This window comes from Streptomyces hebeiensis, from assembly GCF_052983195.1.
This window is the reverse complement of the sequence record NZ_CM129812.1, coordinates 5,273,426-5,291,418: the sequence shown is the minus strand read 5'-3', so window position 1 is coordinate 5,291,418 and position 17,993 is coordinate 5,273,426. Positions and strand designations below refer to the sequence as shown.

The 17,993-nt window shown below is 73.4% G+C and carries 16 protein-coding genes; 6 read left to right on the top strand and 10 right to left on the bottom strand.

The features are described from left to right. Window positions 1–67: 67 nt before the first annotated feature. Window positions 68–940, top strand: coding sequence for a dihydropteroate synthase (gene folP / locus ACU6P3_RS22800; RefSeq protein ID WP_447193895.1), 873 nt, complete (start codon window positions 68–70; stop codon window positions 938–940). A 77-nt stretch (window positions 941–1,017) separates the two neighbouring features. Here folP and ACU6P3_RS22795 read toward each other — a convergent pair whose 3' ends face one another. Both ACU6P3_RS22795 and dapE read right to left on the bottom strand, forming a co-directional pair. Beyond that, entirely contained in the window at window positions 1,018–1,773 is a 756-nt protein-coding gene (locus ACU6P3_RS22795) for an LOG family protein (protein ID WP_030754795.1), read from the bottom strand. Window positions 1,774–1,874: 101 nt separating this feature from the next. After that, on the bottom strand, window positions 1,875–2,954 hold the full coding sequence (dapE, locus tag ACU6P3_RS22790) for a succinyl-diaminopimelate desuccinylase (protein WP_447193894.1): 1,080 nt from the start codon (window positions 2,952–2,954) through the stop codon (window positions 1,875–1,877). Between the two features lie 117 nt (window positions 2,955–3,071). Here dapE and ACU6P3_RS22785 point away from each other — a divergent pair, with 117 nt between their 5' ends. Beyond that, on the top strand, window positions 3,072–4,232 hold the full coding sequence (locus ACU6P3_RS22785; RefSeq protein WP_447193893.1) for a hypothetical protein: 1,161 nt from the start codon (window positions 3,072–3,074) through the stop codon (window positions 4,230–4,232). A 187-nt stretch (window positions 4,233–4,419) separates the two neighbouring features. Further along, window positions 4,420–4,725 (top strand): ATP-binding protein, encoded by a 306-nt coding sequence (locus ACU6P3_RS22780; protein WP_447193892.1) that lies wholly within the window; start codon window positions 4,420–4,422, stop codon window positions 4,723–4,725. 157 nt (window positions 4,726–4,882) lie between these two features. Here ACU6P3_RS22780 and ACU6P3_RS22775 read toward each other — a convergent pair whose 3' ends face one another. Then, a complete protein-coding gene (locus ACU6P3_RS22775; protein ID WP_447193891.1) occupies window positions 4,883–5,983 on the bottom strand; it encodes a bifunctional succinyldiaminopimelate transaminase/glutamate-prephenate aminotransferase in 1,101 nt (366 codons plus the stop codon). A gap of 110 nt (window positions 5,984–6,093) precedes the next feature. After that, window positions 6,094–6,414, bottom strand: coding sequence for a ferredoxin (fdxA, locus tag ACU6P3_RS22770; protein ID WP_003985062.1), 321 nt, complete (start codon window positions 6,412–6,414; stop codon window positions 6,094–6,096). 140 nt (window positions 6,415–6,554) lie between these two features. Here fdxA and ACU6P3_RS22765 point away from each other — a divergent pair, with 140 nt between their 5' ends. Together ACU6P3_RS22765 and ACU6P3_RS22760 are read left to right on the top strand one after the other, a co-directional pair. Beyond that, window positions 6,555–7,709, top strand: a complete 1,155-nt coding sequence (locus tag ACU6P3_RS22765) for a GNAT family N-acetyltransferase (RefSeq protein ID WP_447193890.1) — start codon at window positions 6,555–6,557, stop codon at window positions 7,707–7,709. Window positions 7,710–7,735: 26 nt separating this feature from the next. Then, entirely contained in the window at window positions 7,736–8,575 is an 840-nt protein-coding gene (locus ACU6P3_RS22760; RefSeq protein WP_447198020.1) for a transglutaminase family protein, read from the top strand. A gap of 461 nt (window positions 8,576–9,036) precedes the next feature. On the opposite strand, the gene ACU6P3_RS22755 is transcribed toward ACU6P3_RS22760, so the two are convergent. The 4 genes from ACU6P3_RS22755 to ACU6P3_RS22740 form a co-directional block, all read right to left on the bottom strand. Beyond that, window positions 9,037–11,109: a hypothetical protein gene (locus ACU6P3_RS22755; protein ID WP_447193889.1), complete on the bottom strand. Its 2,073-nt coding sequence runs from the start codon at window positions 11,107–11,109 to the stop codon at window positions 9,037–9,039. Window positions 11,110–11,306: 197 nt separating this feature from the next. Next, on the bottom strand, window positions 11,307–11,741 hold the full coding sequence (locus ACU6P3_RS22750) for a DUF6113 family protein (RefSeq protein WP_447193888.1): 435 nt from the start codon (window positions 11,739–11,741) through the stop codon (window positions 11,307–11,309). Beyond that, window positions 11,738–12,625: an N-acetyl-1-D-myo-inositol-2-amino-2-deoxy-alpha-D-glucopyranoside deacetylase gene (gene mshB / locus ACU6P3_RS22745; protein ID WP_447193887.1), complete on the bottom strand. Its 888-nt coding sequence runs from the start codon at window positions 12,623–12,625 to the stop codon at window positions 11,738–11,740. The genes ACU6P3_RS22750 and mshB overlap by 4 nt, the downstream gene beginning before the upstream one ends. A gap of 481 nt (window positions 12,626–13,106) precedes the next feature. Next, window positions 13,107–13,301 carry a hypothetical protein gene (locus tag ACU6P3_RS22740; protein WP_030749702.1) on the bottom strand — a complete coding sequence of 65 codons (195 nt, stop codon included), beginning with the start codon at window positions 13,299–13,301 and terminating at the stop codon, window positions 13,107–13,109. 157 nt (window positions 13,302–13,458) lie between these two features. Between ACU6P3_RS22740 and ACU6P3_RS22735 the strand changes: the two genes are divergently transcribed. Further along, complete coding sequence (locus ACU6P3_RS22735) at window positions 13,459–15,717, top strand: prolyl oligopeptidase family serine peptidase (RefSeq protein ID WP_447193886.1); 2,259 nt, start codon at window positions 13,459–13,461, stop codon at window positions 15,715–15,717. 189 nt (window positions 15,718–15,906) lie between these two features. Here the strand turns inward: ACU6P3_RS22735 and ACU6P3_RS22730 are convergent, their stop codons facing one another. Both ACU6P3_RS22730 and ACU6P3_RS22725 read right to left on the bottom strand, forming a co-directional pair. Continuing rightward, the gene (locus ACU6P3_RS22730) at window positions 15,907–16,986 is read right to left on the bottom strand and encodes an ABC transporter ATP-binding protein (protein ID WP_447193885.1); all 1,080 of its coding nucleotides are present in this window, start codon (window positions 16,984–16,986) and stop codon (window positions 15,907–15,909) included. Then, on the bottom strand, window positions 16,979–17,992 hold the full coding sequence (locus tag ACU6P3_RS22725; protein ID WP_447193884.1) for an ABC transporter ATP-binding protein: 1,014 nt from the start codon (window positions 17,990–17,992) through the stop codon (window positions 16,979–16,981). Before ACU6P3_RS22725 ends, ACU6P3_RS22730 begins: the two co-directional genes overlap by 8 nt. Window position 17,993 lies beyond the last annotated feature (1 nt).

The following is a 17,993-nucleotide window of genomic DNA, read 5'->3' as shown; positions in this document are numbered from 1 at the left end:
GACGGGGCGGCTCCGCAATGGCTCGTCTAGGGTCGCAGCCGGACGGAACACGAGGAGGACACAGGGCATGCGCGGCGGGACACTGCGGCTGGGACGGCGGGAATTCGGGGCGCACGAGCCGGTGATCATGGCGATCGTCAACCGGACCCCTGATTCGTTCTACGACCAGGGCGCGACCTTCCGCGACGAACCGGCCCTCGAACGCGTCGAGCGCGCGGTGGCGGAGGGCGCCGCGATCATCGACGTGGGGGGCGTGAAGGCGGGGCCGGGCGAGGAGGTCTCGGCCGCCGAGGAGGCGCGCCGCACGGTCGGTTTCGTCGCCGAGGTCCGCCGCCGCCACCCGGACGTGGTCATCAGCGTGGACACCTGGCGGCACGACGTCGGCGAGGCGGTCTGCGAGGCGGGTGCCGACCTGCTCAACGACGCCTGGGGCGGGGTGGACCCGCGCCTCGCGGAGGTCGCCGCCCGGTACGGCGCGGGCCTGGTCTGCACGCACGCGGGCGGCGCCGAGCCGAGGACCCGGCCGCACCGCGTCTCCTACGACGACGTGATGGCGGACATCCTGCGCGTCACGCTCTCCCTCGCCGAGCGCGCCCTCGCCCTGGGGGTGCGCCGGGACGGGATCATGATCGACCCCGGTCATGACTTCGGCAAGAACACCCGCCACTCGCTGGAGGCGACCCGCAGGCTGGACGAGATGGCCGAAACCGGCTGGCCGGTGCTCGTCTCGCTGTCCAACAAGGACTTCGTCGGCGAGACGCTCGACAAGCCGGTCAAGGAACGCCTGCTCGGCACGCTGGCGACGACGGCGGTCTCGGCCTGGCTGGGCGCCCGCGTCTACCGGGTCCACGAGGTGGCCGAGACCAGGCAGGTGCTGGACATGGTCGCCACGATCGCGGGACACCGTGACCCGTCGGTGGCGCGCCGCGGCCTCGCCTGAGTCACGCGAGGTCCGAGCCCGAGTACCCCGACGGCCTCGCGGGGGCGCACCACCCCGCCGGCCCGCCGGCCGTCCGTCTACCCGTCGTGCCCCGTCTCCTTCGTCACGAGCGCGACCGCCTCGTCCACGTCGTCCGTGACGTGGAACAGCAGCAGGTCCTTCTCCGACGCCTTGCCCTGGGCCACCACCGTGTTCCGCAGCCACTCCACGAGGCCTCCCCAGTACTCCGTACCGAAGAGCACGATCGGGAAGCGGGTGACCTTGCGGGTCTGCACCAGCGTGAGCGCCTCGAACAGCTCGTCCAGGGTGCCCAGCCCGCCGGGCAGGACCACGAACCCCTGGGCGTACTTCACGAACATCGTCTTGCGGACGAAGAAGTAACGGAAGTTGACGCCGATGTCGACGTGCGGGTTGAGCCCCTGCTCGAAGGGCAGCTCGATGCCGAGGCCCACGGAGATGCCGTCCGCCTCCCGCGCCCCTCTGTTCGCTGCCTCCATCGCACCCGGTCCACCGCCCGTGATCACCGCGAACCCGGCCTCGACCAGTGCCCGGCCGATACGGGTTCCGGCGTCGTACTCCGACGAGCCCACCGGGGTGCGCGCCGAGCCGAAGACACTGATGGCACTGGGCAGTTCGGCGAGGGCGCCGAAGCCCTCGACGAACTCCGACTGGATGCGCATCACCCGCCAGGGATCGGTGTGCACCCACTCCGAGTCGCCCTCGGTGTCCAGCAGCCGCTGATCGGTCGTACCGGGCTGGATCTGCTCCCTGCGGCGGATCACCGGTCCGAGCCTTCGTTCCGCCGGCTTGCGCTCTCCGTCAGGCACGCCCATGACCTGCTCCCTCCGCTGCTGTGCGTCGTTCCCGGCAAGCGTAGGCGCACGGAGATGACGCCCGGCGGAATTTCCGAGGTCGTCCCGGGGCGAAGGATCCCTCAGCCGGTGAGCCAGTCGCGCAGCCGCGCCTCGCAGTGCCGGATCCGCTCCACTGCCACCCGCTCGTCGCGCTTGTGGGCGAGCAGGGGATTCCCCGGCCCGTAGTTGACCGCGGGCACGCCGAGCGCGCCGAACCGGGCGACGTCCGTCCAGCCGAACTTCGGCCGCGCCGTACCGCCCACGGCCGCCATGAACGCCGCCGCCGCGGGGTGCGAGAGCCCCGGCAGCGCCGCGCCGGCGTGGTCGTCCACGACGAACTCGTCGACCCCGCAGTCCGCGAAGACCTCCCGTACGTGCGCGAGCGCCTCCTCCTCGCCGAGGTCGGGGGCGTAGCGGTAGTTCACGACGACCGTGCACGTGTCGGGGATCACGTTCGTGGCGACACCGCCCTCGATGCCGACGGCGTTGAGGCCCTCGTGGTACTCCAGCCCGTCGATCACCGGCCGCCGGGGCTCGTAGGCGGCGAGCCTCGCCAGGATCGGAGCCGCGGCGTGGACGGCGTTGGCCCCCATCCAGGAGCGCGCGGAGTGGGCCCGCTCCCCCGTCGTCCGCAGGTGGACGCGCAGCGTGCCCTGGCAGCCGCCCTCGACCTCGCCGTCGGACGGCTCCAGCAGCACGGCGAAGTCGCCTTCCAGCCATTCCGGCCGGGCCTCCGCCACATGCCCGAGCCCGTTCAGGTGCGCGGCGACCTCTTCGTTGTCGTAGAAGACGAACGTCAGGTCGCGGTTGGGCTGGGGAACCGTCGCGGCGATCCGCAGCTGCACGGCCACCCCCGACTTCATGTCGCTCGTGCCGCAGCCCCACAGCACCCCGTCCTCGTCCAGCCGTGAGGGCACGTTCCCGGCGATGGGGACGGTGTCGATGTGCCCGGCCAGGACGACCCGCTCGGCACGGCCCAGGCCGGTCCGGGCCACCACGTTGTTGCCGTACCGGTCGACGGTGAGGTGGGGCAGCGCCCGCAGCGCCTGTTCGATCGCGTCCGCGAGCGGCTTCTCCGCACCGCTGACCGAGGGGAAATCGACCAGGCTCGCGGTGAGCGCGGGGCCGTCCTGCGTGAGGTCAAGAAGGGTCTCAGACATGCTCGTGACCTTAAACGAGCGGACCGCGCGCCCGCTCACGCGTCCGCCCCGCCACCCGTGCGCGCGGGTGTCCGGAGATCGGCCGTGGGGGTCTTCCGTCTCCAGTACGGTGAGCGCGTGTCCGAGACCGCCTCCCCCCGCCGCCGTGGCGGCAGACTTCTCCGTACGGGGGGCGCGTTGGTCGTCCTCCTGGCCGTGGCCGCTTATGTGACGGTGACGTATCTGACCAGCCAGGAGGGCATACCCCGGTGCGTGGTCCGGGCCACGGACCCTCCGGACGGCAAGGGCCGCTCGTACGAGATGACCCCCGAGCAGGCCGCGAACGCCGCGACGATCTCCGCCGTCGGCACCACCCGCGGCATGCCGGAGCGCGCCGTCACGATCGCGCTGGCCACCGCGATACAGGAGTCGGCGCTGCGCAACCTGGCCCACGGCGACCGGGATTCGCTCGGACTGTTCCAGCAGCGCCCCTCGAAGGGGTGGGGCACGCCCGCGCAGATCCAGGACCCCGTCTACGCGGCCAACGAGTTCTACGAGCATCTCGCCGAGGTCCGCGACTACGCCCGGCTGCCGCTCACGGAGGCGGCACAGCGCGTGCAGCGCAGCGGCTTCCCGGACGCGTACGCCAAGCACGAGCCGGACGCCGCCCTGCTGGCCGCGTCCCTCACCGGCCGGTCCGCCGCCTCGCTGACCTGCTCGGCGCCGGACGGGCGGCCCGGCGACCCGGCGAAGGTCCGGGCGGAGCTGGTGCGCGCGTTCGGTTCCGACGTGCTGCCGGGCGGTGCCGCGGCCGCGGTGACGTCCTCGGCCGGGGATGTGATCGCCGTACCCGTACGGGAGGTGGCCGACGGCTCGGGCGGTGTCTCGGAGGACGGCACCGACACCGGCCGGACCGGCGACCCGTCCGGTGTCGAGGCCATGAGCGAGCTCTCTGTCGGCGCCCGGGCCGGAGCCGGTGACAAGCGCGCGGAGGGGGCCGGGGACGGCACGCGGGCCCGGCGCGGCTGGGAACTGGCGCAGTGGGCCGTGGCGCACTCCTTCGCCCTGCGGATCGACGAGGTCTCCTACGCGGACCGGTTCTGGCGCGCGGAGGAGTCGTACAGGGGCTGGCAGCGCAAGGGCGGCCAGGGACCGGCGGGGTCGAGCGGTGCGTCGAGGGGGGCGTCGAGCGTGTCGGACGCATCGAGCGCGTCGAACACGTCGGCGGCTGCCGGCTCGGCGGCTTCCGGTACGGCGGCTTCCGGTATGGAAGAGGTCCGGATCCGTACCGCACGTTAGTTCGGCGCATCGCCCGCGGCGGTGCACCTGCGGCGCACGACACGTTTTTACCGCGGCCCGCCGCAACCTCCGCCGCCCCTCGGCGGGTTGAGCCAGTACGTCGTCCCGGCCGGTGCCTCCACCGGACCGGTCGCCGGACACGACGCGCTGTCCTCTCATTCCCGCTTGATTCCTCCGAAGGAGCACGATGTCCCTCTCTCTCACCCGCCGGATCGCCCGCACCGCGCTGATCGTCGCGGCGGGCGCCGCCCCCGTCCTCGGCGCGGCCGGCGCCGCGCACGCGGCGGCTCTCCCGGAGTCCACCGGCCTGGGCGCGGTCAGCGCGCTCGACGGCTCCACCCTGGGCGACACCGTCGGCAAGACCGCGGGCAGCGCCGGTGAGGCGCTGGGCGGGGCCACCACCGAGGCCGGCAAGACCACCGGGCAGGTCGGCGCGCTCGGCGGCGGGCTGTCCACCGGCGGGCTGTCGACCGACAAGCTGCCGATCGGCTGACGGACGGGTCCGCGCCGTACCCGTCCTGTCCGGTCCGCGCGGCTGCCGGCAACACAGGACACAAGAAGCACAGGGCACAGGGCCCAGGAAGGGGAGGGGTCCGGAGAGTGCGCACTCCCCGGACCCCTCCCTCGTGTCCCTCATGTGGGGACAGGTCCTACCCCAGTCGCTTGACCGCCGCGTCGATCCGCTCGTCGGTCGCCGTCAGCGCCACTCGTACGTGCCGCTCCCCGGCCACCCCGTAGAAGTCGCCCGGCGCCACGAGGATCCCCAGCTCCGCGAGGTGCGCGACGGTGTCCCAGCAGGGCTCGTCCCGCGTCGACCACAGGTACAGGCTCGCCTCGCTGTGGTCGACGCGGAACCCGTGCGCCTCCAGCGCCGCCCTCAGGGCGGTGCGCCGCGCCGCGTACCGCTCCCGCTGCTCCTGTACGTGGCGGTCGTCGCCGAGCGCCGCGACCGTCGCCGCCTGCACGGGCGCCGGGGTCATCATCCCGCCGTGCTTGCGGATCTGGAGCAGCTCGCCGAGGACGGCCGGGTCGCCCGCCAGGAAGGCCGCGCGGTACCCGGCCAGGTTGGACCGCTTGGAGAGCGAGTGGACGGCCACCAGACCGTCGTACGTACCGCCGCAGACCTCCGGGTGCAGCACGGACACCGGGTCGGCCTCCCAGCCCAGCTCCAGGTAGCACTCGTCGCTGAAAACCAGCACCCCGTGCCGGCGCGCCCACGCCACGATCCGCGTCAGCTCGTCCTGGGACAGCACCCGCCCGGTCGGGTTGGACGGCGAGTTCAGCCACAGGAGCCGCAGGCCGGCCGGGTCCAGCTCCGTAGGATCGTCGTAGACGACGGGCTCGGCGCCGCAGAGCCGCGCCCCCACCTCGTACGTCGGGTAGGCGAGCCGCGGGTACGCGACCCGGTCGCCCGGGCCGAGGCCGAGCTGGGTGGGCAGCCAGGCGACCAGTTCCTTGGAACCGACGACCGGCAGGACGTGCCTGTGCGTCACTCCGCGCGCGCCGAGCCGCCGCTCCACCCAGCCGGTGAGCGCGTCGCGCAGCGCGACCGTCCCCCACACCGTCGGATATCCGGGCGAGTCGGCCGCCGCCACCAGCGCCCGCCGGATCAGCTCCGGCACCGGGTCCACGGGGGTACCGACGGACAGGTCCACTATGCCGTCGGGGTGGGCCGCGGCCGTCGCTTTGTAAGGCTCGAGCTTGTCCCAGGGAAAGACCGGAAGGCGCGAGGAGACTGCGGCTGCGGACACGGGTGCTCACTCTTTCTCGTGCGGATTCGCTCGTACGTACCGGTGCGTACATACGAAACACCCCGGTCCCGCACAGCGCGAGCCGTACGGGACCGGGCGGGGCGGCACTGTCAGCCGTTCTGGGGCGGCAGTGCGGCGATGAAGGGGTGGTCACGCTCGATCAGGCCGAGCTTGGAAGCACCACCGGGCGAACCGAGCTCGTCGAAGAACTCGACGTTCGCCTTGTAGTAGTCCTTCCACTCCTCCGGGGTGTCGTCCTCGTAGAAGATCGCCTCGACCGGGCAGACCGGCTCACAGGCTCCACAGTCGACGCATTCGTCCGGGTGGATGTACAAGGACCGGGAGCCCTCGTAGATGCAGTCGACCGGGCACTCCTCGATGCACGCCTTGTCCTTGACGTCGACACAAGGCTGCGCGATGACGTAGGTCACGCTGTCGTTCCTCCTCCATAGGGCGCGGCGGGCCGATCTGCGGCTCCGTCCACAGGCGCGCGGGAGCGCGGCGTCGTCGATGCCCACATCTAGTATCTCCGTTCTTGAGCGGGATCCGAACAGGAGGGGCGTGCGGAGCCGTGGAATTCACTGCCGGCGGACGGTTCGAGGTCCGAATCACACCGTCTGACGTGGGAAAACGTGTATCGGTCCGGCGGCTTACGGGCGGCGTGGCGGGCGCGGAGAAGTTCACCGACACGGTCGGCGTTCTCACATCCTGGGACGCCGGTGTGCTGCTGATCACGCGGCGGACCGGGGAGAGCGTGCGGGTGCCGGAGTCGTCGCTGGTCGCGGGCAAGGTCGTGCCCGCGGCACCGGCCAGGCGGCGCGGTCCCGCGGCGACCTTCGAGGAGCTGGCCCGGGCGGGCGCGCGGGCCTGGCAGCCGGTGGAGAGCGAACGGCTGGGGTCGTGGGAGCTACGCGCCGCGGCGGAGGCGGGGCCCGCCGGGCGGCGGGAAGAGGGGCCGGGCGACGCACGTCCCGCGGGGGTGGCGGTCGGGCGACGGGTGGGCTTCACCCGGCGGGCGAATTCGGTGCTGGCCGTCGGAGAGCCCGGCGTGGAACTGGACGAGGCGCTGGCACGGGTGCGGCGGTGGTACGAGGAGCGGGGCCTGCCCGCGTATATCCAGGCGGCGACCGGGGCGGAGGGCACCCAGGAACGGCTGTGCGCGGAGTTGGAGCGGCGCGGCTGGCGCGCGGAGGTGACGGCGGAGGTGCGGATCGCCGCGCTCGCGCCGCTCGCGGACCGGGACGTGGACGTCTCGGGCGTACGGCTGGACCGGAGCTGTGACGAGGCGTGGCTGCGGCGCTACCAGCGGCTCAGCACGGCCGGGGCATCGGCGGCGCCCGCCCATGTGCTGCACGTGCTGGGCAGCGGCCCCTCGGTGTGGTTCGCGACCGTGCCGGGGGGCGGTGGCGGGAGCGGCGTCGGTCCCGTACCCGGGGAAGGCGGCGGGCCCGGCGGACGGCCCGCACCGTCGCCCACGCCCGCGGCGATCGGCCGGTGCGTGGTGGACGGACGCTGGGCGGGCTTCATGGCCGTGGAGGTCGACCCGGCCCGCCGCCGGGAGGGCCTGGCCACCGCCGTGATGACCGCTCTGGCCCGCCGTGCGCTGGACGAGGGCGCGTCGGCCGCCTGGCTCCAGGTCGAGTCCGACAACGACGCGGCGCGGGCACTGTACGAGGGCATGGGATTCACGGTCCACCACCGCTACCACCACTTCCGCGCGCCGTGAGCGGGTACGGGGCACCTATGTCACCCATGTCCCCCGGGGATCCCGGCCGCGCCGAGCGGCGCCGGCGCTTCGCCGAGGAGGCCCGCGCGGAGCGGCCCGACCTGGCGACGCTGTGCCTGCTCGTGGCGGCGGAGGCGGACCCGGCCCGCGGCGAGGCCGGACTCGACGCGGCCCAGGCGGAGCTGGACCGGCTGGCCGGTGAACTCCCCTTCGGCCTCACGGAGCCGCGCGCGTGGGCCCGCGCGCTGGCGGATCTGCTGGGCACCCGGTACGGCTTCCACGGCACGCCGGGCGACTACCGGCTGCTGGAGTCCTCGCTGCTGCCCGAGGTGCTGCGGCGCGGGCGCGGGCTGCCGATCCTGCTCTCGGTGGTGTGGATCGAGGTGGCCCGGCGGGCGGGCGCGCCGGTGTACGGGGTGGCCCTGCCGGGCCACTTCGTCGTGGGCTTCGGAGCGCCGGACGAGCGGGTGCTCGCCGACCCCTTCGCCGGTGGCGGCACGCTGACGGAGGCCGACGCCGCGCGGCTGGTCGGCGGCGTGACGGGGGCGGCCCTCGAACCCTCGATGCTGGTCCCGGCCGACCCGCTGGAGACGGTCCTGCGCGTCCTGAACAACATCCGCGCCTGGGCCGCGACGCGCCCTGAGCGCAGCGACGTCTCGCTGTGGGCGGTGGAACTGTCCCTGCTCCTGCCGGCCCACCCGGCGCGACTGCGCTACGAGCGCGCCCAGGTGCTGGTGCGGCGCGGCGAGTTCCTGCTCGGAGCGGCCGAGATGGAGGAGTACGCGCGGGTGGTGGAGGCGGTGGAGCCGACGACGGCGGAGTCGATCCGCACCCGCGCACGGGCGGCCCGGGCACGACTGAACTGAGCGGGCGGCCCCTTTTTTTAGGGCTCGGTTCACCTCCGGGGCGCTTTATGCCCCTGTCGACGGTCGACCGTGCTCGGCTCCTCGTTCCTCGGAGCCTGCGCGCGCTCTCCCTTTCGACAGCGGCGCGCCCCTTCGGCTCACTCGCCGGCGGACGTGCCTGACCGGAACGTCACGGGCGCCCGGGAAGCGGACGTGCCCGGCCCGGGCGTAGCACGTACCCCCGGGCGGGAGGGGTGGGGTCGTAGGAGGTGCGTGTCCGGACACTGAAGCGTGATCTGTGACGCGCGACGTACGCCCGAGTCCATACGTACGCGTCCTGCGCGTCCTACGGGCGCCTGGGGGTGTCCCCCAGAAAGCACAGCATGCCGTCCGGACATGTACCTCCGGAGGCCCCGCCCCGGCACCACCCACCGGGCCCCGTACTCCGGCGGGAACCGGGACACGCAGCCGCCGGCAGGCGATCAGCTCGGGTCGAGATCGATCACCTGCGTGCGCTCCTCGGGCGTCGTGCCGCGCAGCGCCTGCCGCATCGCCGCCGCCACGTCGGCCGAGGAGACCGGGTGCTGCTTGCCGTCGGCCCTCGTGATCGTGATGCCGTCGAAGACGCCTTCCAGCAGCTGGTCGATCGCGTCCCTGTCGTAGACGTCGACCAGCTTCCCGTCGACCGCCTTCATCGAGAGGATCTTGGGCAACGACTTCGCCGGGCCGAACTGGATCTGCTTGTCGCCCGCCTTGATCGTGATCAGGCCGGACATGGCCGGCTCGGCGAACTCCTTCATCGCCCGGTCGAGTTCGGCCTGGCTGACCGTCGGCTCCCGGGTGGTGGAGGGCAGTTCGACGTTCTCCGTCCGCCCGGTCTGGACCTGGGCCCGGTAGGCGTCCCGTACGGAGATGATCGAGTGGTTGACGTCCAGCGCCTTGCCCGCCTTGCCGGGGACCGCGACGGCCCTGCCGGGTTCGAACTTGATCGTTCCCTCGGCGGCCGTGCCCGACGTGCCCGCCAGGTCGGTCAGCGCCACGCTCAGCTTCTCCTCGTCCACGGGGATCACCGGCTCGGCGACCCGGGCGCCGCCGAAGAGCGAGCCGACCACCGAGACGGGGTTGTAGTCGCTGCCGGCCGCGGCCCGGACGGTCGCCTGGCTGTCCAGCCGCAGGCCGGCCTTGTCCGGGGAGAGCTCCTGGGTCTTGCCGTCGACGGTGAGCCGCAGCGGCGCGGCGGCGCGCTTGCCGAGGGCGGAGTCCAGCTTGATGACCGCCTCGTCGCGGGTGCCGCCACCGATGTCGACCCCCAGGACGGTGGTTCCCTTGGGGACGTCGGAGTGGTTCATCAGCAGACCGGCCCCGTAGACACCGCCCGCGGCCACGACGACGGCCACGCCGAGCAGCATCAGTTTGGAGCGGCCCTTCTTGGCGGGCTTGGCGGGCTTGGCGGAAGCCGCGGGGGCGGGGCCGGCCGGCGGCTCGCCCTCGACCGGGCCCGGCCGGTCCGGTTCGGAGAACCCGTCGCCCTGGCCCGGTCCCTCGATTCCGCTGGGGTGGGCGGACGGCCCGGCCTGCGGCGTACCGCCCGGCTGGACCGGGCCCGGGAAGGGCGAGCGGTGCTCCGGCGGCACCACGGGGATGCCGCTGCTGAGCGTGGCGCCGGAGACATGACCGCCGGGCTCGGGCGCGGGCGGCTGCGGGGTCAGTTCGGCGGTGTCGTCGGACAGCCCCCGGCCACCGCCCTCGGCGGGCGGGACCATCGGTGACAGCGACGGGGTCCCCAGCGGCGGGGTGGCCGACGGGGGCGCGCCCAGCGAGGAGTCACCGGCGGCCGGTCCCGTGGTCGGGCCGTTGGGGGCGCCCGACGCGCCGGGCGTGCGGATGCCGAGCGGCGGGGTGGTCGGGCCACCGGACGGGAATCCGTTGGTTCCCGTCGAGGTCCCGGCGCCGGCGGCGAGGCCGGCGAGCGAGCCGTCACCGGCCGACGGCCGCGTGCCGTCCGCGTAATACGGGGACTGGCCGTGCTGGTCGCCCGGAGCGGTCGCCGGGGCGGCGGCACCCGCGATGGCGGCGGCGCCCGTGCCGGAGCCCGTCCGGCCCTGCTGGGCGGCCTTGCGGGGCGCGAACCAGTCGCTCGTCGGTTTCTCCCCCGCCGGCTTCGGCTCCTCCGCCGCCTCGGCGGGCCGCTGCGCCTCCGCGGGCGCCTGGGCGGCCTTGGCGGGCTCGGGACGCGGAACGCTTCCCGTGCGCTCCGCCGTACGGGTGGCCGTTCCCTCGCCCCGGGCGTCCACATCACTCATGGGCGTACGCATCACGACGGGCGGGATCGGCCGCGAACCCGGGATGTTGATCCGGATCCGCGTGGTCAGCGTGGTTTCCGTTCTGGGCTGGTCCGCCGGTGGCGCGGGCTCCGCGTCGGCCTCCTCCTGGGCGTCCTGCTGGGGGTGCAGCGAAGGGTACTGGCGGGATCCGTACGGCGGTGTGCCCGACGGGTACGCGGCTCCGCCGCGCCCCTGGGGCCCGGAGGACGAACTGTCAGTTTCACGACTCAAGGCAGGTTCTCCCGGTTGGCTCCGCCGCCCGTTCTTACTGGTACTCAACTGTTCAGGTCCCCCCTGCCGAAGGCGAGGGGATGGCCCGGAGCGCGCACCACCATACTGGCCTCGGCGGGCACGCACCTGACGACCGAGTGAGCGTCACCCCGGCACACCGTCCTGACAGGGCCGATTCGGCGGCCGCCGAGCGCGCTTCACTCCTCAAGTCGGCCGGGTTTCGAACCCGGTTGCGGCAACCGCCACATGGTGGCGCAGATCACAGCCATGGCCATGCCGCCCAGCAGGTAGGCGAGCGGTCCGAGGCCGGCGGAGAAGACGACGTCCCCCTCCGGGCGGCCCATGCTCAGACCGATGGCGGCGACCAGCCAGCCGACGCCGGGCGCCGCGACCCCGAGTTGGGTGCCGGTGGCGTACCGGCCGCCGTAGAAGAGGCCGGTGGTGGCGAGCAGCGCGAGCAGCAAGCCGCCCGGGAACCAGCCGCTTTGGACGAGCGAACCGGCTGTGCCGACCAGGGCGCCGAGCACGGCCAGGCCGAGGTATGCGGCAATTCGCCCGGGTCTGGGCGGAGATGTCAACCAGGAGCCCGGTTCCGGCGGCCCCTGCCTCGGCGGCCGCTGCCGCGCGCTCACGCGTCCACCCCCGCGAAGAGGTCGCTCTCGCGTTCGCCGGCGGGCGCCCCGGAGCGGCCGTGGACCAACTCGTAGAACTCGGTGGCGAAGATCGGCTGCCCCAGGTTGTTGGAGAGCGCGAAGAAGGGCCCGTCCACGGCGATCTGGGTGGCGTGCGCGCGCATCGCGGCGGCCTTGCGCTCGGCGTACGGCGTCCCGTCGACCGCCGCGGTGATCTCGGAGTCGGCGACCACACCCGGGATGTCGTCGAGCGCGGCGACGCCGGGAAAGGGCGCGCCCGCCGCGCGCAGCCGCTCGAAACCCTCCTCCGCGACCGTGCGCGGCACCCGGTTCCAGTAGATCTTCGAGATCGTGTGCGGGCCTGAAGAATTAGGCCGAAAATCGACGGTACCGGCAAGCCCCGCGGCCCGCATGGCGACCCTGTGGGCCTGAATGTGGTCGGGGTGGCCGTACCCGCCCCCCGGGTCGTACGTCACCAGCACCTGCGGCCGGACCTCCCGGATCACATCCACCAGGTGACCTGCGGCTTCGTCCAGATCGGCGGACCAGAAGGCACCCGCGCGGCTGTTCTGCTCCAGTCCCATCATCCCGGAGTCGCGGTACCGGCCGGGTCCGCCCAGGAAACGGTGGTCGGTGACGCCCAGCTCCCGCATGGCGGCGGCGAGTTCGCGAATGCGATGAGGGCCGAGGGTGTCCTCGCGATCGGCCGCCAGATGGGCGAGCCCGGGCGGGATGATCTCGCCCTCCTCGCCAAGCGTGCAGGTCACGAGCGTGACCAGGGCGCCCTCGGCCACGTACTTGGCCATGGTGGCGCCGTTGTTGATCGACTCGTCGTCCGGGTGCGCGTGCACCAGCAGCAGACGGCGGGCGGGGAGATCGGTCATGGGGACAGCCTACGAGGCGGCACGAAAGGGACGTGCGCGAGACCGAGGTCTCGTCCGGCGCGAGGTCCTGTCCGGCGGACCGCCGGGGCGCACGGCGGACCGTCGCACGAGACCTCGGCCAGTGCGGTCACTGGCCGAGGTCGCCGGGCACACGATCGCTGCTCGTACGGGCGCCGGTCGCCGGTCGTACGGCGCCGGGCTCGGTGGCCGGACATCCGGGATCCGCGCGATCACCGGCGTCGGGGACCCGCCTCGAAGAGCCGAAGCCGAGGGCCTCGAGGACGGGGTGAGAGATGAGGGATGGGGGATGGGGGATGGGGAATCGAGGGGATGGCGGTCGGCGGGGGCGAGTGGGGGATGAAAGGGCTTGGGCTGGGATGGGTGGGATGGGTGGGACCAGTTCGGTTCGGCCGTCGCGGCGGTCAGGGCCGGAGCGCGCGTGCCGGGCGTCGCGACGGGGCGAACGGTGCCCGGAGGGGCGCTAGAACTTGATCCCGCCGATCATCCCGGCCACGTTCGTGGTCAGTTCACTGATCGTGGGAGCGATGGAGGAACTGGCGATGTAGAACCCGAGCAGCATGCAGACCACCGCGTGTCCGGCCTTGAGTCCGGCTTTCCGGACCAGCAGGAAGACGATGATCGCCAGCAGCACCACCGCCGAAATCGAGAGTGCCACGGCGGTTCACCTCCGTAAATATTCGATCGGGATATCGCAGCGTGCATGTGCCGGCAGATTCCTACCCACCTAGCGCCACAGATCATAACTATCCGTACCCACGCATCGATCGGTGCATGGCAGCACAGGGGGGCGCACGAGCGCTACTTTCGGTCGTATGACCTTGAGCCAGCACGTCTCGTTTCCGCGGCAGTCGGCGAGGACCCAGCGGTTCACGCTCGGCGCCCCGCGCTCCTTCACCGTGTCCCCGGACGGAGAGCGGGTCGTCTTCCTGCGGTCCGCCGGCGGCACGGAACTGACGAACCGCCTCTGGGTGCTGGACCTGCGCGGCCCGGGCGGTTCCGCCGTCGGCGGGGGCGGCCGGGAACGGGTCGCGGCGGACCCCGCGGTGCTGCTGGGCGGCGGCGCCGAGCGGCTCACGCCCGAGGAGCGGGCCCGGCGCGAGCGCAGCCGCGAGGGGTCGGCCGGGATCGTCGGGTACGCGGTCGACAGCGCGGTCGAACTGGCCGCCTTCACCCTCTCGGGCCGGCTCTTCGCCGCGGAGCTGCGCGCCGGGACGGCCCGCCAACTGCCCGCGCGGGGGCCGGTGATCGACCCGAGACCCGCGCCGGACGGACGGCACATCGCGTACGTGTCGCGGGGCACGCTGCGGGTGATCGGCGCGGACGGCACGGGCGACCGCGAACTCGCGGGCCACGAAACGCCGCAGGAGGCCGCTGGAGGCGATGTCACCTACGGGCTGGCGGAATTCATCGCGGCCGAGGAGATGGGCCGCACACGGGGCTTCTGGTGGTCTCCTGGATCCGACAGGCTGCTGGTCGAGCGGGCGGACACGGCCCCGGTGCACCGCTGGTGGATCTCCGACCCGGCGCACCCCGACCGCGAACCGGCCTCCGTCGCCTACCCGGCCGCGGGCACCCCCAACGCGGACGTGCGGCTCTTTCTGGTCGATCTCCACGCGGGGGACGCCACGGACACCCCGGAACCCACGGCTGCCCCGGACGCGTCGTCCGTACCCGCGGACCGCCCCTCCCGCAGCCGTACGGAAGTGCTCTGGGACCGCGCCCGCTACCCCTACCTCGCCCGCGTCCACTGGTCCTCGGCCGGCGCCCCTCTGCTGCTCGTCCAGAGCCGGGACCAGCGCACCCAGCTCCACCTCGCGGTCGACACGGAGACCGGCGCCACCCGCACCGTCCACCACGACGAGGACCCGGCCTGGCTGGAGCTCTCCGCCGGGGCCCCCGCCTGGGCGGCCGACGGGCGGCTCGTCCGGCTCGCGGACGAGGGCGGCGCCCGGGTCCTGATGGTCGGTGACCGCCCGCTGACCGGAGCGCGGCTGCACCCGCGCGCCGTGCTGGACATCGGCGAGGACGACGTCCTGATCTCCGCGTCGGCGGGCGAGGAGGCCCCCGAGCCCGAGACCGGCGAGGTCCACGTGTACCGGGTCGACGAACTGGGCGTCGAGCGGCTCTCGGAAGGACCGGGGCTGCACTCGGCCGTGCGGACGGGCGCCGTGACCGTACTCGTCTCGGCACGGCCGGACGCCCCCGGCGCCTCCGTACAGGTGCTCAGGGACGGCAAGCGGATCGCCGTCATCGCCTCGTACGCCGAGCGGCCGGCGCTCACGGCGCGCGCACAGCTCACCGAGGCGGGCACGACCCGCATTCCCTGCGCCGTCCTGCTCCCCACCGGCTACCAGGAGTCGGACGGTCCGCTGCCGGTCCTGATGGACCCCTACGCCTGCCCCCACGGCCAGCGGGTGGTCGCCGCGCACAACCCGCACCTGACGTCGCAGTGGTTCGCCGACCAGGGGTTCGCGGTGATCGTCGCCGACGGCCGGGGCACCCCCGGCCGCTCCCCGGCCTGGGAGAAGGCCGTCAAGAACAACATGCTGCTCGCGCTGGACGACCAGATCGAGGCGCTCCACGACCTGGCCGGGCGGTACCCGCTGGACACCGGCCGGGTGGCGATGCGCGGCTGGTCGGGCGGCGGCTGGCTGGCCGGGCTGGCCGTCCTGCGCCGCCCCGACGTCTTCCACGCGGCCGTGGTGGGCGCCCCCGTCACCGACGTACGGCTGTACGACACGCACTACATGGAGCGCTACTACGGCCTCCCCGACGAGGCGCCCGAGGTGTACGCGGCCCACTCCCTGATCACGGACGACGGGCTCTCCTCCCCCGCCGAGCCCGCGCGGCCCATGATGCTCGTCCACGGCTTCGCCGACGACAACGTGTTCATGGCCCACACGCTCCGGCTCTCCGCGGCGCTGCTCGCGGCGGGCCGGCCGCACGAGGTGCTGCCGCTGACCGGGGTGAGCCACATGACGCCGCAGGAGGAGGTCGCGGAGAACATGCTGCTGCTCCAAGTGGACTTCCTGAAGCGTTCGCTGGGCATGTCCGGACGCACCGCGCCCTGAGAGGCGGAACAGGCGTCGGAGTCGGGCGACCGGCCGGGACCCTGGAGTCCCGGCCGGTCTACGGCACCCGCACGGCCGTACGCCGATAAGCGTGCCGCGTCCGTATATCGGTGCCGGGTCGGCCAAGTTGCGCTCGCGTTAACGACGTTGGCGGACATTACGGGTGGCCGGCCGGGTGGCCCGGCGTCCTCACGCGCCCCGTCCGGCCTCGCCCGTCCCGTACGGCTCGTCCGGCTCGTACGGCTCGTCCGGCTCCGCCGCGAAGTGGCAGGCCGACGGGTGCGCGGCGGGACCGCCCGAGGCCCGGTACGCCTCCGGCACCGCCAGTTCGGGAACCTCCCGCGCGCATCTCTCCCGCGCCTTCCAGCAGCGCGTACGGAACCGGCAGCCCGACGGCGGGTGCGCCGGGGACGGCACCTCCCCCGCCAGCGGGATCCGCGCCCGCCGCGCCCGCGCCGCGGGGTCCGGCCGCGGCACGGCGGACAGCAGCGCCCGCGTGTAGGGGTGGGTGGGGTGCTCGTAGATCTCGGTGTCCGTCCCGGTCTCGGCCAGCCGCCCCAGGTACATCACCGCGACCCGGTCCGAGATGTGCCGGACGACCGAGAGGTCGTGGGCGATGAAGACGTACGCCAGGCCGAACTCGGCCTGGAGCCGTTCCATCAGGTTGACGACCTGGGCCTGGACGGAGACGTCGAGGGCCGAGACCGGTTCGTCTGCGACGATGATCTCCGGGCGCAGCGCGAGGCCGCGGGCGATGCCGATGCGCTGGCGCTGGCCGCCGGAGAACTGGTGCGGGTAGCGGCCCGCGTAGTCGGGGTCCAGCCCGACCACCTCCAGCAGTTCGCGCACGCGGCGCCGCCGGTCGCCCTTCGGCGCGGCCTCGGGGTGGATCTCGTACGGCTCCCCGACGATGTCGCCCACGGTCATCCGCGGGTTGAGCGAGGTGTACGGGTCCTGGAACACCATCTGGATGTTCCGCCGGACCGCCTTCAGGGCCCGGCCCGAGAGCCTGGTGATGTCCTCGCCCCGGTAGCGGATCCGGCCCGCCGTGGGGCGCTCCAGGTGCACCAGCGTCCGCGCGACGGTCGACTTGCCGCAGCCGGACTCCCCCACGATCCCCAGCGTCTCGCCGGCGGCCAGCTCGAAGGAGACTCCGTCGACCGCCCGTACGGCCCCGGTCCGCTTCTTGAACAGGACTCCGCGGGTCAGTGGATAGTGCTTGACGAGGTCCCGCACTTCCAGGATCGGCTCGGCCGCCCGCTCAGCCATGGCCCACCTCCGCCCCGCCCGATGTCCCCGTCCCGCCCGGTGTCTCCCTCCAGAAGAAGCACGCGCTCGTCCGTTCCGGCGCCACCTCGAACAGGGGCGGCACCTCCGTCCCGCACACCTCCCGCGCGCGGGGACAGCGCGGGTGGAAGGCGCAGCCGGGCGGGATCCGGCGCGGGTTCGGCGGCTGCCCCTTGATGGCGTACAGTTCGCGCCCCTTGCGGTCCACGCGCGGGACGGATTCCAGCAGGCCCTCGGTGTACGGGTGGGCCGGGCGCCGGTAGAGGTCGCGCACGGGCGCGCTCTCGACGATCCGGCCCGCGTACATCACCACGATCCGGTCGGCGACGTCCGCGACGACGCCCAGGTCGTGGGTGATCAGGACGAGCCCCATGGCCAGTTCCCGGCGCAGCTCCGCCAGGAGGTCCATGACCTGGGCCTGAACGGTCACGTCCAGGGCGGTGGTCGGCTCGTCGGCGATGATCAGCGCGGGCTCCAGGGCCAGCGCCATCGCGATCATGATGCGCTGGCGCATGCCGCCGGAGAACTGGTGCGGGTAGTCCCCGGCCCGGTCCTTCGCCGCCGGGATCCCGACCCGGTCCATCAGCCGCACCGCCTCGGCCCGCGCGGCCTTGCGGGACATGCCCCGGTGCACGGTGAACATCTCGCCGAGCTGGCTGCCCACGGTGAGCACGGGATTGAGCGCGGAGAGCGCGTCCTGGAAGATCATCGCCATCTCGGCGCCCCGGATCCGGCGCCGCCGCTCCTCCTTGAGCGTCAGCAGGTCCTGGCCCCGGAACAGCACCCGGCCGGCCGTGATCCGGCCCGGCGGCGAGTCCAGGATGCCCATGACCGCCTGGGCGGTGACGGACTTGCCGGAGCCCGACTCGCCGAGGACCGCGAGGGTCTCCCCCGCGTCCACCCGGTAGCCGACGCCGCTCACGGCCGGGACGGTCCCGTCCCGGGTACGGAACTCGACGTGCAGGCCGGTCACCTCCAGCAGTGCCACG